Source organism: Ginsengibacter hankyongi (assembly GCF_008710285.1).
Classification (GTDB): Bacteria; Bacteroidota; Bacteroidia; order Chitinophagales; family Chitinophagaceae; genus Ginsengibacter; species Ginsengibacter hankyongi.
Map to the genome: position 1 here is coordinate 1084400 of NZ_VYQF01000001.1, position 14077 is coordinate 1098476.

The 14077-nt window shown below is 35.9% G+C and carries 13 protein-coding genes; 4 read left to right on the top strand and 9 right to left on the bottom strand.

Annotated elements, in window-relative coordinates; all coding sequences use genetic code 11:
- Positions 1-4 precede the first annotated feature (4 nt).
- The gene (locus tag FW778_RS04480; protein WP_150413386.1) at positions 5-829 is read right to left on the bottom strand and encodes a DUF4129 domain-containing protein; all 825 of its coding nucleotides are present in this window, start codon (positions 827-829) and stop codon (positions 5-7) included.
- Complete coding sequence (locus FW778_RS04485; protein ID WP_150413387.1) at positions 819-1856, bottom strand: stage II sporulation protein M; 1038 nt, start codon at positions 1854-1856, stop codon at positions 819-821. The genes FW778_RS04480 and FW778_RS04485 overlap by 11 nt, the downstream gene beginning before the upstream one ends.
- Before the next feature lie 110 nt (positions 1857-1966).
- On the opposite strand from FW778_RS04485, the gene FW778_RS04490 reads away from it, so the two are divergent.
- Positions 1967-2761, top strand: a complete 795-nt coding sequence (locus FW778_RS04490) for an RDD family protein (RefSeq protein ID WP_150413388.1) — start codon at positions 1967-1969, stop codon at positions 2759-2761.
- A 10-nt stretch (positions 2762-2771) separates the two neighbouring features.
- On the opposite strand, the gene FW778_RS04495 is transcribed toward FW778_RS04490, so the two are convergent.
- The gene (locus FW778_RS04495) at positions 2772-3233 is read right to left on the bottom strand and encodes a hypothetical protein (protein WP_150413389.1); all 462 of its coding nucleotides are present in this window, start codon (positions 3231-3233) and stop codon (positions 2772-2774) included.
- A gap of 47 nt (positions 3234-3280) precedes the next feature.
- Complete coding sequence (gene proS, locus FW778_RS04500; protein ID WP_150413390.1) at positions 3281-4756, bottom strand: proline--tRNA ligase; 1476 nt, start codon at positions 4754-4756, stop codon at positions 3281-3283.
- 245 nt (positions 4757-5001) lie between these two features.
- On the opposite strand from proS, the gene FW778_RS04505 reads away from it, so the two are divergent.
- Both FW778_RS04505 and FW778_RS04510 read left to right on the top strand, forming a co-directional pair.
- Positions 5002-5847, top strand: coding sequence for a hypothetical protein (locus FW778_RS04505; RefSeq protein WP_150413391.1), 846 nt, complete (start codon positions 5002-5004; stop codon positions 5845-5847).
- A 98-nt stretch (positions 5848-5945) separates the two neighbouring features.
- The gene (locus tag FW778_RS04510) at positions 5946-7478 is read left to right on the top strand and encodes an OmpP1/FadL family transporter (protein ID WP_150413392.1); all 1533 of its coding nucleotides are present in this window, start codon (positions 5946-5948) and stop codon (positions 7476-7478) included.
- A 37-nt stretch (positions 7479-7515) separates the two neighbouring features.
- Here FW778_RS04510 and FW778_RS23570 read toward each other — a convergent pair whose 3' ends face one another.
- From FW778_RS23570 to FW778_RS04530, 4 genes are all read right to left on the bottom strand, one after another.
- Positions 7516-7647, bottom strand: a complete 132-nt coding sequence (locus FW778_RS23570; RefSeq protein ID WP_262714393.1) for a hypothetical protein — start codon at positions 7645-7647, stop codon at positions 7516-7518.
- Positions 7648-7735: 88 nt separating this feature from the next.
- A complete protein-coding gene (miaA, locus tag FW778_RS04520) occupies positions 7736-8578 on the bottom strand; it encodes a tRNA (adenosine(37)-N6)-dimethylallyltransferase MiaA (RefSeq protein WP_150413393.1) in 843 nt (280 codons plus the stop codon).
- 38 nt (positions 8579-8616) lie between these two features.
- Entirely contained in the window at positions 8617-9186 is a 570-nt protein-coding gene (locus FW778_RS04525; RefSeq protein ID WP_150413394.1) for an IS1096 element passenger TnpR family protein, read from the bottom strand.
- Between the two features lie 60 nt (positions 9187-9246).
- A complete protein-coding gene (locus tag FW778_RS04530; protein WP_150413395.1) occupies positions 9247-10716 on the bottom strand; it encodes a CCA tRNA nucleotidyltransferase in 1470 nt (489 codons plus the stop codon).
- 234 nt (positions 10717-10950) lie between these two features.
- On the opposite strand from FW778_RS04530, the gene lon reads away from it, so the two are divergent.
- Positions 10951-13353, top strand: coding sequence for an endopeptidase La (gene lon / locus FW778_RS04535; RefSeq protein WP_150413396.1), 2403 nt, complete (start codon positions 10951-10953; stop codon positions 13351-13353).
- A gap of 147 nt (positions 13354-13500) precedes the next feature.
- On the opposite strand, the gene FW778_RS04540 is transcribed toward lon, so the two are convergent.
- Positions 13501-14046, bottom strand: a complete 546-nt coding sequence (locus FW778_RS04540) for a DUF488 domain-containing protein (RefSeq protein WP_150413397.1) — start codon at positions 14044-14046, stop codon at positions 13501-13503.
- Positions 14047-14077 lie beyond the last annotated feature (31 nt).

Here is a 14077-nt window from a genome sequence, read left to right on the forward strand (position 1 = left end):
AAGGTTATATTTTTTTATTAAACAAAATAAATTCCTGTTTTAATTGCTGATAACGGTCGCGGTTAATCGCAAATTTCCCATACCACACATATTCATAATTAAGCGTTAACGATGCAAAGTCAAATTGAGTGGTATGTCCGCTCAGTTCCTGCACATAAAACTTGTTTGTTTTATCAGGAGAAAAAAGAATTAATTCCCTGTCGGAAAGTTTTTTCAGCGACTGCAAATACAAATATCTTATGGCAAGATTATAATCGCTTTTTGATTCAGCCTCATGTATAAGCTCATTGTAAGTTGAATATTCATTCAGCTTTTCAGGTTCTTCCGCAACGGGCTCATCGCCATGTTTTATATTTCCCTTTGTAAACAAGCCTCCTTTAAAAAACAATTTATATAAAATAAATGCGATAAAGAATATGGCAATAAGCCAGAAAAAAATCTTTACAGGAAAGCTATTCAAAAAACCATTTGACCTAGAAGAAGGAATTGAGATTGTTTTATATTTTTTGCCGCCCGTATTGTTGTCGATACTTATTGTATCTGCCCTGAGGCCAGTTTTTTTCTTCTTAAGCAAACTATCAAGGAAGGACATGTAACCAAATTCCGGATTCCGTTTCCATTTTAATATAGAATCTTTAGAATTGTCAAAAATAGTTTTTGTAATAACGGTATCGCCAATATCTTCAGAATCATTATTAACAGAATCGATGGCTATAACGGCGCCAGAAGTATCCGCCGTATCCTCATTATTGTTTTGGGCAAAGCACCGGCTATTGAAAAAAAACAACAGAACAAAAATCCAACAAAATTTTATACGCTTACAATTCATAGGTTATTCCATTCTTTATAATTTTTCCATCTTCCAAAACAACACCATTATTATGTAACCGTATCGGATACAACACAAAATACCATAGTATTAAAAAGAATGAACCGGCCAGGATAATAATACTTACGGGAACAGGAAGCCCTATATCGTGAGAATCTTTTTGAAAGGTATTACTCATAAGATGGGTAACATAGCTTTCGAAAAATGCAGCCACAATAAAAAAAGGAACCAGGCTTACGCATATTTTCATGGCATCCTTCACCGATTTTAGAAATGATTGTCTTCGTGTATACGTGCCCGGGAACAGCCATCCAAAACCCAGTATAAGGCCGGCGCAGCTTGCAATTACAATTGATGATATTTCAATAGTGCCATGTATCCAGATAACCATCACTGATTGCCAGCCCAGGCCCTGCGAAAAAAAAATGTATTGAAAACAACCTAGCATAAGTCCATTATTCCACATAAAAAAAATAGTCCCGATTCCAAATAAAACTCCAAAGACAACACTATAAAAAGCCACCTTTATATTATTGTAAGCAATATAAACGAACATGGAAAAAGGATTCTCACTTTTATAAACACCGAAAGGATCTCCTTTTTGAATGCGTGAAATGGTTTCCTCATAATAACCCGCCTGCACGTTATGATTAAAATAATTTTCAGCATAATTGGGATCTGTAGTGGAAGATATAACGCCAATAGCTACAAACAACACAAATAATATCAGCGTAAATAGAAAAATTTTATGATAGCGGCGGAACAACAACGGCAACTCATATTTCCAGAATAATAATATTCTTGAATATTTATGTTTTCTATTCTGGTAAATACTTTGATAAATACCGGCTGCAATACCGTTAATCCACCGCGTTACTTTGCTTTGCGGGTAGAAAGTTTTTGCGTAAGACAGGTCATCGAGCAAGGTTACAAACCTGTCCGCCATTTCATCCGGGTCTTGTGTTTCTTCGTGCTGATATTGATTCCACTTATCAACATTTTTTTTTATAAACCTCGCCTCACGCATTTTATAAAATTAAAACGTAAACATATAAATATCGTTGAAACAAATAGAAATAATTTAACCAAACAAAAAATAAAAAAAGGCAATTTCTCTTTAATATAATAATTTGCCTTATGAGCGTTATACAAATAGCTACTCCTTTTAATATCGACCTGGAATTTGAAATAGCCGAATTTCATAAAAGGCTTTTTGCATACCTCATAGATTTTACTTTATTGATACTCTTTTTTGTCGGCATGAAGTTTCTGTATTATGGAGGCTTTGATGAAGTGAGTGAAAATGTACTAAAAAGCCACATGGGCGTTGATATACTCACCATTTCTGTTCCTATGCTTTTGTATTCGCTTGTCACGGAAGTGATGCTGCATGGGCAAACGATAGGAAAAAAATTAATGAACATAAGGGTAATAAGCCTCAATGGCGGGGAGCCCGAGCTAAGCCAATATTTGGTAAGGTGGATGTTCAAAGCGTATGAGTGGCCTTTCTTTTTTGGCTACACTATTCTTACAAGAGGTAGCCTTATTGTTTACATAATGATCACCGGCTTCTTTGGAATCATCGTGGTAATTATTATTGCTATTTCAAAAAAAAATCAAAGGCTTGGAGACCTGGCGGCCAATACGGTTGTTGTAAACACTAAATCTGTTTTCACGGTTGAGGATACTGTTTTTATGGAAATTCAGCAGTCCAATTATGTGGTAAAATTTCCGGAAGTTTTAAAACTTTCTGATCGTGATATTAATACTATTAAAAATGTGATTAACATGTTTTATAAAAATCACAACACAGAAACGTGTGCAAGGGTTTCCATTAAAGTGCAGGAAGTTTTAAAAATTCAAACTGATATGTACGCAATTGATTTTTTAGAAAAGCTGCTTGCCGATTATAATTATTTAGCTTCAAAATAACTTTAAAGCGTTAATGTGTTGCAGCGCCTATAATACCTATCACAATTGTTAATGCATAAATTGAAAGAATTATAATTGTGAAGATGCCGAAAAATTTAAACATCGATTTTAAATTCATTAGCGATTCATCAAAGTTGTCCTGGCTGATATTTTTTGTTGCAAGCTGCATTTTTGCAGAAAATTTATACAGGTAAAAGCAAGGAAAAAAGAAGAGAAATGCCAGCATTAAATATAATACTGTCATCGCTGTTCTAATAACAGGAGTAAAGCTAAAAGTCACTCCTGCCGAAGAACTGTTTTGAGTTAATTGTGACATGAGTGCTGGTATTAAAAAAGCCAGTACAACCATAAATCCGCAAAAAACAAATCCAATGATCGCCAAAAACTTCCCCCACTTCGCAGATTCAGTTAAATAGCTTTGCCCTTGTGGCGTTACCTGCAAGTCGTTATTCAATAAATCAAAATTTTCCATGTTGTTAGTTTTGATTTTGGAATAAAAAGATTTTTAAAGTTATTTTTTTAATATGCTCTCGCAAATAAAACTCTTTCTTTACTTGGCTTGCCGGTTAAAATGCACTTTCCTTCTTCCTGTAGATTATTCAAAGGAATACAGCGTATAGTCGCCTTCGTTAGTTCTTTTATTTTTTCTTCCGTTTCCGCAGTGCCATCCCAATGTGCAGAAATAAAACCTCCTTTACTATCGAGAAGTTTTTCAAACTCATCCCATGTGTCGGCTTTGGCTATATGTTCGTCGCGGAAATTTTTTGCCTTAGTATAAATATTTTGCTGAATGTCGTTCAGTAAAACAGCAACTGTATTGGCAAGCCCATCTATCGAAACCGAAGTTTTCTCTTTTGTATCGCGGCGGGCAACTTCTACTACATTATTTTGTATATCCCTGGCCCCAATAGCGATCCGTACAGGAACTCCCTTTAATTCATATTCTGCAAATTTCCAGCCTGGGCGGTTGTTGTCGTTATCATCATATTTCACTTTTACTCCCAGTGCTTTAAAATCTTCCATGAACATTTTTACTTTTTCATCGATCATTTTCTTTTGCTCATCTCCCTTATAAATGGGTACAATTACAACTTGTATCGGTGCTATTTTTGGCGGCAACACCAGCCCGTCATCATCGCTGTGGGCCATCACTAAAGCACCTATCAGTCTTGTACTTACTCCCCAACTGCTTGCCCAAACATAATCAAGCTTATTTTCTTTATCGGTAAATTGTACATCAAAAGCTTTAGCAAAATTTTGTCCAAGATAGTGCGAAGTGCCCGACTGCAATGCCTTTCCATCCTGCATCAGCGCTTCTATACAATAAGTATCTACTGCGCCCGCAAAACGCTCACTTATACTTTTAACCCCTTTAACCACAGGCAAACTCATCCATTCTTCGGCAAATGTTGCATACACATCAAGAATTAACTTTGTTTCGTCTATAGCTTCCTGTGAGGTGGCGTGGGCAGTATGACCTTCCTGCCATAAAAATTCTGTTGTACGCAAGAAAAGCCGGGTACGCATTTCCCACCTTACAACGTTGGCCCATTGGTTTACCAATATTGGTAAATCCCTGTAAGACTGGATCCATGTTTTATAAGTATTCCATATAATCGTTTCTGAAGTGGGCCTCACAATTAATTCTTCTTCCAGTTTTGCGTCAGGATCTACAACAATTCCTCCGCCATCAGGATCATTCATTAAACGATAATGAGTAACAACAGCGCATTCTTTAGCAAAGCCTTCCACATGTGCCGCTTCTTTACTCAAAAAACTTTTTGGAATAAATAATGGAAAATATGCATTTTGATGTCCTGTTTCTTTAAACATTTTATCCAACTGGTCACGCATATTTTCCCAGAGCGCAAATCCGTATGGTTTTATAACCATACAACCTCTTACTGCGCTGTAATCGGCCAGCCCGGCTTTTAAAATAATATCATTATACCACTGAGAATAATCGGTTTCCCTTTTTGTAATTTCTTTACCCATAATTTCAAATCATTTTTAATCCTTTATCCTTTTTTATATATCTGAAAAATCAACCAAGCACCCGGTATTTTTCGTCTCGAAAAAATAAATTTTCAACCATAAAAAAACATAGTCATCTTAGCTATTCTTTAACAACCGTTTGTAAAATTAAACGCCATATAATAGTTGATTAATGCTTAAATTTACATAGCATTGGGCGCAAAAGTAATAAACTTCATTTTTAATTTTTTTTTAAACTTAAAGCCATGAAAACAAAATATTTACTCATATTGGGTGCAATAGCTGCCTTTAGCAGTTGCACTTCAGCCTATCGCATAGGGCAAACGCCTGATGATGTCTATTATTCACCGGCGCCACCGCAGAATGAATATGTAACTACCGACAACCAGCAGGAGAAAGACAGCTATGCTTACAATAATTCAGGTAATATTGAAGATCTTGCAATAAGACGCGGAATAAATGATCCCCAGTTTCGCAGTAATCTTTCGTTTTATTTAGGCTCTGGCTATTACCCATACGATTCTTATGGATCCGGGTTTTATAATCCATACAATTCTTATTACAGTCCATATAATTATACAGGGGTTACTTTTTATCCTTACAATAATTATTACAGTAATTTTTATTCACCTTATAATAACTTTTACTCACCCTACAACAATTATTATTCTCCTTATTATAATAGTTACTATCCGCCGTTATATTATAGTGCAAAGTCCGGCACTTCGCCAGCTAATTACAGCAATGGGCCAAGGCAGTTCAATCTTCGTCCTTATAACGTAAATAATAATAGAACTAACCCTGCAAACACTACCACAAACAGTTCTTCTGTGCCCGTTAGATCTTTCAGACCACAAACAAATACAACAGGTGTTGGAAATTTTGTAAGAAGAATTTTTACCCCATCGAATAACAACACCAGGTCGAATAACTCAAGATCGAATAACAATTATAACGACAATAATTATAATAATAACAATAACAATACTCCTGCAAGAACTTTTCAACCGAGTACTTCTTCAGGAAATAATTCATCATCATCATCTGGAAGTAGCAGTGGTAGCGCTCCTGTAAGAACTTTCAGGCATTAAGATGTAAGAATGGCGAAAACCATCTTATAAATTAATTTATAAAAGAAATCAGTTTCTTGCTCCAAGATCTTTATTAAACATTTTACAATTATTGTACTATGAAAGCAATGTATTTAATAGCAATCGTATTGTTTGCTGTCACTAAAAGTTATGCGCAAGAACCAGCGGATGCGCTTCGATACTCCTGGCTAACCACAAATGGAACAGCCCGTAACCAGGCTATTGGCGGGGCCGGCGCTTCATTAGGCGGAGAATTTTCGTCCCTGTTTATTAATCCTGCAGGCTTAGGTTTTTATAAAACAAATGAATTTGTTTTAACCCCCGGATATTCTTTAAAAAATTTCAATTCAACCTATAAAGCCAATTCAGAAAAAAGTAACAATAATAATTTCAACCTCGGGGCAAGCGGTCTTTTAATTTCATCTCCCACACCGGACCGGCCAATAAAAAGTTTCACGTTTGCTATTGGTGCAAACAGGATTGCAGACTTCAATAAGAATATTTATTATAAAGGGCAGAACTCAACAAGTTCTTATTCTGAAAAATATTTGGAAGAACTTGCCAACAATAATGTAACTGATCCTAATTCTGCCGCCGCAGATTATCCGTTTGGATCCAGCCAGGCATTCAATACATATCTTATAGATACAGTGCATGCCTCGGATGGTTCCGTTTCCGGTTATAGAAGCCAGGCAAATCCTAACTTCGGTTTAATACAGGAAAACACCATTAATACCTCCGGCGGAATTACAGATATATCAGCGGGAGTCGGACTTGACTTAAATGAAAAGTTTTTCTTTGGAGGCACACTTAGTTTCCCTTTTTTGAATTACGATCGCAATTCTCATTATAAAGAAAGTGATGCATCAGGGAATGCCAATAATAATTTTAATTATTTTGAATCAAATGAAACATTGAACACGAAAGGGATTGGAATAAATGGAAAATTGGGAATTATTTATAAACCAATGGAAGATGTAAGAATTGGTGTTGCTGTGCACACTCCAACAATTTACCAGCTCACCGATAAATATTCTGCAGAAGTAATAACAGACCTGGAAGGTTATGGCGGCGCCGGAGTAAAAAGCCAAAGCACTCTGGATTTAAATAACGGTCAATTGCTTGAAACAAAGTATAATTTAGTTGCGCCGCTTAAAGTTATCGTTAGTGGCTCTTATGTTTTTCGTGAGGCAGCCGATGTAAGAAATCAACGTGGATTTATTACAGCTGATGTTGAATATGCAAATTATAAAGGCGCTTCTTTTAAAGCCGCTGATAAAACTGATGCTACGTCAAAAAATTATTATTCATCACTCACTGATGCAATTAAGAATACTTATAAAAATGCCATCAATGCAAGAATAGGTGGCGAATTAAAATATAATACTTATATGTTCAGGCTTGGAGGCGCTTATTACGGCAATCCTTATAAAAATGAAACGGCAAGCCTCTATAAAGTGAGTGGCGGCTTAGGTTACAGGAACAAAGGAATTTTTATCGATCTTACTTATGTATATACTATCAACAAGGATATTAACTACCCGTATTTGTTACAGGACAAACCAAATGTGCCTGCGTTAATAAAAAACACCGGTGGAAATATTATAGCTACGATCGGGTTTAAAATATAGAAAGGTCTTTGGCTTTTATTAAAAAATCTTCTACTTCTTAAAATCCTGTTCGTTCTCTTGCATCCCCTTTTCTTTGTGCCGCTTTCTCATCTAACAAATTTTCCATTGCATCATAAATTTGGTTGAGCTGCACATCATGTTCGCCCAACCTTTCTTTTATTTCTTTCAATTGTTCTTTCCTTTCGAGGTCACAATTTGTGATATTAAAGGATTATTACTTTTGAGGTTTCAAATTGAAACCTCAAATCCCAATATTCTCACTCATTAAACTTCTTAAACCAAGTAACCTGTCTCTTGGCAAAATGCCTGGTATTTTTTTTAATATCATCAATGGCTTTGTCCAAAGAAATTTTACCTTCTATAAAATCAAATAATTCCTTGTAGCCTACTGTTTGCAAAGCATTCAAATGTCTGTATAGAAAAAGATTCTCAGCTTCCTTTAATAAACCGTTATTCATCATATCATCTACCCGCCTGTTTATCCTTTCATACAATTCATTCCTGGGAAGTTCTAAATTGATTTTTTTTATTTCAAAATCTCTTTTAATTTTTTTTCCTGAATGAAAATCAAGAATAGAATTACCTGTCGATAAATTTACTTCCAACGCTCTCATCATTCTTTGAGGATTTTGTATTTCTCCCGAAGTAAAATAAAATGGATCGTGCTTTTGTATTTCTTTTTGAAGCCATTCAATTCCATTTTTTTTATAGGCTTCTTTAATTTCATTACGGATTTTTTCACTAACTGTTGGAATGTCATCAACGCCTTCGCAGAAAGCCTTAATGTAAAGCCCGGTGCCACCTACCACAACGGCAACATCATTTGTTTCAAATATTTTTTTGACGGCATTTAGCGCATATTGTTCAAATACTTTTACATTAACATCTTCCTGTATGGAATGAGAACTAATGAAATAATGTTGTATGATGTTAAGTTGCTCAGCAGAAGGTTTGGCTACGCCAATATTTAGCTCCTTGTAACATTGCCGGCTATCCGCAGAAATAATTTGGGTTTGATGTTTTTGTGCGAGTTCAATAGCGAAGTCTGTTTTTCCAACAGCGGTAGGACCTGATATTATAATGCAGGTTTTGCGATTCATATAATGCAAAGGTTTGTATAGAACCCGGCAATTAATTTTTAAATTTCTTCGGAAGTATTTTCTTCAACATCTTCATCAGCTTCTGTTTCAGTATCTGCCTCTCCTTCTTCGCCGAAACCGTCAGGCATAACAGCGCTATTCAAATCATATTTCTCCTCTATCTCTGCAAGTTTCTCGTTAATGAGACCTTTAGTTCCATATTGGCTCGGCCCTATTCCTTCGCTTCTAACGCATGACGGATAACTGATTTTATTATCCTCTCCTTTGTTTACATTAATAAGCTCAACCATAAATGTCCAGTTTTTATGGAAGTCGTACACGTAAATAAATTTCTGGTTGGGATCTTTTATTTCTGAACCAACAGTACAATCTTTCATCAATAAAGGCTGAACCTGGTATTGCTTATCATACTTTTCAAGCGTAATTTCTTTTCCACGTTGCCATTTATCATTGCTTCGATAAAACGTTGCGCTATGTTTGTTATCAAAGTCAAAACATTTCAAAATAACCTGGTGCAGTTCAAAAAAAGTTTGAACATGCTTAATCACAATGTCGCGATAAACGCTGTCATCATCTTCCCAATAAATTCTAAACTTTAAGACTGCCATATCACGAAATTAAGAATTAGTAATCAATAATAACGTTCAAAACGGGTTTCAATAATTCTTTTAATTTTTAATCTTTTTTTGTATGCCAAGTTCCTTTGCTTTTTGCTCCATAAATGCAAATGCGGCGTTAAATTCGTTAGGTATTAACCCATCCAATACGGCTTCACGAACTGCATTTTTTATTTCTCCTACCATCCTTGATGGCGGAAGCCCAAACTCATTCATTATAATTTCGCCGGTTATCGGTGGCTGCCAGTTACGAAGGTTATCAGATTCTTCGACTTCTTTCAGCCGTTTTTCCACCATATCAAAATTTGATAAAAAACGCTGAACCTTTTGCTTGTTCTTTGAAGTAATATCCGCTTTGCACAGAGTCATTAATGCTTCTATATCATCTCCTGCATCAAAAATAAGTCTTCGTATAGCCGAGTCTGTTATATTCTCTTTTGTAAGGCTGATAGGCCGCAAATGCAATTCCACTATCTTTCTTACAAATTTCATTTTTTCATTATGAGGCAATTTCAATTGTGCAAATATTTTTGGTACCATCCTGCCACCTACCACTTCATGCCCGTGAAATGTCCAGCCATGACCTTCTTCAAATTTTTTTGTTACCGGCTTGGCAATATCGTGTAAGATAGCAGCCCATCGCAACCACAAATCATTTGTATGAGGTGCAATATTGTCAAGCACTTGCAAGGTGTGATAAAAATTGTCTTTATGTCCTTTCCCATCAATATACTCAGCGCCCGCCAATGCAACCATTTGAGGAAAAATAATTTGCAGCAGTCCGCTTTTATAAAGCAAATCAAAACCAATTGACGGCTTTTCAGTTAAAATGATTTTATTCAATTCATCTGTTATTCTTTCGGCACTTACAATTGTAATACGATGTGCATTCTTTTTTATCGCTTCAAAGGTTGCAGGAGTAATATTGAAACTAAGCTGGGTAGCGAAACGAATTGCACGCATCATCCTCAGAGGATCGTCACTAAAAGTTTGATCAGGATGAAGTGGTGTTTCGATAATTTTTTTTTGAATGTCAGCAATTCCCTCTAATGGATCTACCAATGTTCCAAAATCATTTTTATTAAGGCTGACAGCAATTGTGTTTATGGTGAAATCCCTGCGCATTCTGTCATCGTCCAGTGAGCCCTGTTCAACTTCTGGTTTACGGCTGTTATAATTATAACTTTCCTTTCTTGCCCCTACAAATTCTACGTCGAAGGCGTCATCTTCACCATTAATTTTCAACGAAGCGGGAAAAGAATTTTTATAAATTTTTATTTGGGCGGTTCCAAAGGTTTTGAAAACATTTACTGCAGGTATTGGATGAAACTGTTGCGCTGTTTTTTTCGCCAATTCTATTCCATCGCCAACGCATACTATATCCAGATCTTTATCGGGCCTGTTCAATATTTTATCTCTTACAAAACCACCAATAACAAATGCCGGCATATTAAGTTCCTCTGCGGCCTTACTGATTTTCCTAAAAATAAAAAGTTCTTCATCACTCCATTTAATATCCATCCTGCAAAAGTAAATATTTTGTTTTAGGGTAATTGTTAGCACATACACGAAATAGAAAAGTCAGGAAGGATATCGTAAAGCCGAACATAGCTAATTATAATCAACATAAAAGAGAGTCTTTTTTTGTTGTTATAAATTTTAATTTCGTGGCATTAATGTTGAACCATATACAATTATGTTGAAAACTTCGTTTATTAAGAGGAGCAATTGACATATTGACAAGAGAAAAATAATATGAATAGAAACTTTTTTATGGGTGGCTCTGAAGATGAAATGGAGTTTATGCCCATTATCCCACTGAATGAAGATGGAGGCGAAGGCGGTGATGATCAGGTAATTCCTGCGGAATTACCCTTACTTCCTTTAAGAAATACCGTACTTTTTCCCGGCGTTGTTATACCCATTACAGTGGGCAGAGACAAAAGTATAAAGGCGGTAACTGACGCTTACAAGGCTGACAAATTGATAGGCGTTGTGTCGCAAAAAGACAGCCTCGTAGAAGAACCTACCGTAAGTGATTTGGTGGATATTGGTACCGTAGCGAAAATTATCAAGCTTATAAAAATGCCCGATGGTGGCACAACCGTTATTATACAGGGTAAAAAAAGATTTAAGATTGATGAGATTACAACTGATGATCCTTATTTCAAAGCAAAAATTACCGTACTTGCTGAGGAAGAATTGAAAAACGATAATGATTTTGATGCCATGGTTTCTTCAATTAAGGAACTTGCCGGTCAAATTATACAACTCTCTCCCAACCTACCTTCTGAAGCTTCTATTATCTTAAAGAATATAGAGAATCCATCATTCTTAATACATTTTGTAAGTAGTAACCTAAACAGCACCATAGCCGAAAAGCAAAAATTGCTGGAGATTCATAATATTAAAGCAAGAGCAGAAATATTAATGAACTTGTTGCAAACAGAATTACAATATGCTGAACTTAAAAATAAAGTAACCAATAAAACACGTGCTGAACTTGATAAACAGCAGAAGGATTATTTTTTACAGCAACAATTAAAGGCCATAAAAGAAGAACTTGGCGGCGATAATTTTGCGGAAGTAAAAGAAATGCAGAAGAAAGCCGAATTGAAAAAATGGCCCGCAACTGCGAAAGAAATGTTTAATAAAGGTTTGGAGAAATTGGAAAGAATGCATCCTTCAACACCTGATTATTCTGTAGTGTATAACCATCTTGATTTGATGCTTGATTTGCCTTGGGAAGATTATACAAAAGATCAATACGATTTTAAAAAGGCAAAAAAAATACTGGATCACGATCATTATGGAATGGAAAAAATTAAGCAAAGGATTCTTGAATATCTTGCCGTATTGAAGTTAAAAGGCGACATGAAGAGCCCGATCCTATGTTTTGTAGGCCCTCCGGGAATTGGAAAAACTTCCTTAGGAAAAAGCATAGCCAACGCTATTAACCGTAAATATGTACGGGTAAGCTTGGGTGGTCTCCACGATGAAAGCGAAATACGTGGGCATCGTAAAACCTATATTGGCGCCATGCCTGGAAGAATTTTACAATCTATCAGGAAAATAAAATCGTCTAATCCTGTTATGATTTTGGATGAAATAGATAAAGTGGGCACCGACTTTCGCGGTGATCCATCTTCCGCATTGCTTGAAGTTCTTGATCCGGAGCAGAACAATAATTTTTACGATAACTACCTGGAGATGGAATATGATTTAAGTAAGGTATTATTTATTGCCACTGCCAATAATCTTCAAAACATTCAACCTGCATTACGTGACAGGCTTGAGATTATAGATCTTAATGGATATGCCATTGAAGAAAAAATTGAAATTGCCAAGCGCCATCTTCTACCTAAGCAAAAAGAAGCACATGGGTTGAAAGATGTTCCTTTTAAAATGAGTGATACTGTAATAGAAAAAATTATATCAGAATTTACAAGGGAAAGCGGAGTGCGTGAACTCGACAGGCAACTGGCAAGCGTTATGCGTAATCTTGCCAGGACCTATGCTGAAAAAGGGAAGCTCAAGCCCACTATAAGTATTGGAGATGTTGAAAAAATACTTGGTAAGTCCAGGTATAATAATGAAATGTATAAAACGGCGAATATGCCCGGCGTGGCTGTTGGGCTTGCCTGGACGTATGTGGGGGGTGATATTTTATTTATTGAAACCACCACCAGCGACAATGGTAAAGGTGAATTGAAACTTACCGGCAACCTCGGTAATGTAATGAAGGAAAGCGCAAGCACAGCTATGACGTACCTGCAGGCCAACGCAAAAAAATATGGAATCAATCCTGATGTCTTTAATAAAAAAAATGTTCACGTTCATGTACCGGAAGGAGCAGTTCCTAAAGATGGGCCAAGTGCCGGAATTACAATGATGACTGCACTCGCATCTTCATTTACCGGACGTAAAGTGAAACCTTATCTTGCGATGACCGGTGAAATTACCTTGCGGGGACAAGTATTGCCTGTTGGCGGCATTAAAGAAAAAGTGCTGGCAGCAAAAAGGGCGGGCTTGAAGGAAATAATCATGAGCGTACAAAATGAGAAAGATGTGGAAGAAATAAATCCTAATTTTATTAAAGGCTTAAAAGTAAATTATGTAAAAACAATGCAGCAGGTACTCGATCTTGCTTTATTGTAATAATTTATACACAACCATTACCGCTTTTCTTACGTATATATAATTGTAAACAGAATCAACAGTTTTTTCATGTTGGTTGTTTTAAGGGTTAAAGAGATCCCTCCTGATTCTTCGGGAGGGAATTTTTTTTATACTCTTTTATAAAATCTAAAATAGATCTTGCTGCTCCGTTGTATAAAATAGCTTTCCTTCTATAATTTTTGCGGGTGCAGTATATGGATGTTCTTCTGCTTTTTTATTATTGATAATATGTAGAACTTTCCAACCTTCTGCTTTTACATAATCGGCAATCATTGAACGGTGACATCTCCACCAAACGGCTTCTGAGCACATAAATGCGGTGTTATATTTTCCGGCAATATCTTCTAGCTCCAAGATGCCATTTTTAAATTCAGCCGTTTCCATATAATCCGCGTAACCTCTGAAAGCATCATTTTTCCATACAGAATTTTTTGAATGAGCTAAACTCTTTCTCCTGCCTCCCAACGAGGCAAGATGTGTATAAAGAATATTATTAAGTGAAAGTTTTTTTGCAAGATGTTCTTTATTAAAATGCGGATATCGTTTTGAGCCGGGATAGCTTCTTACATCTACCAGCATTTTTATAGAAAAAGCTTCTAATAATGCGAGGAACTTTTCTAAAGTTCTTGTAGAATGGCCAATGGTATATATTGTTTTATGCAAAACATTCATTGAAAGGGTTATTCAAATACTATGCCCTTAA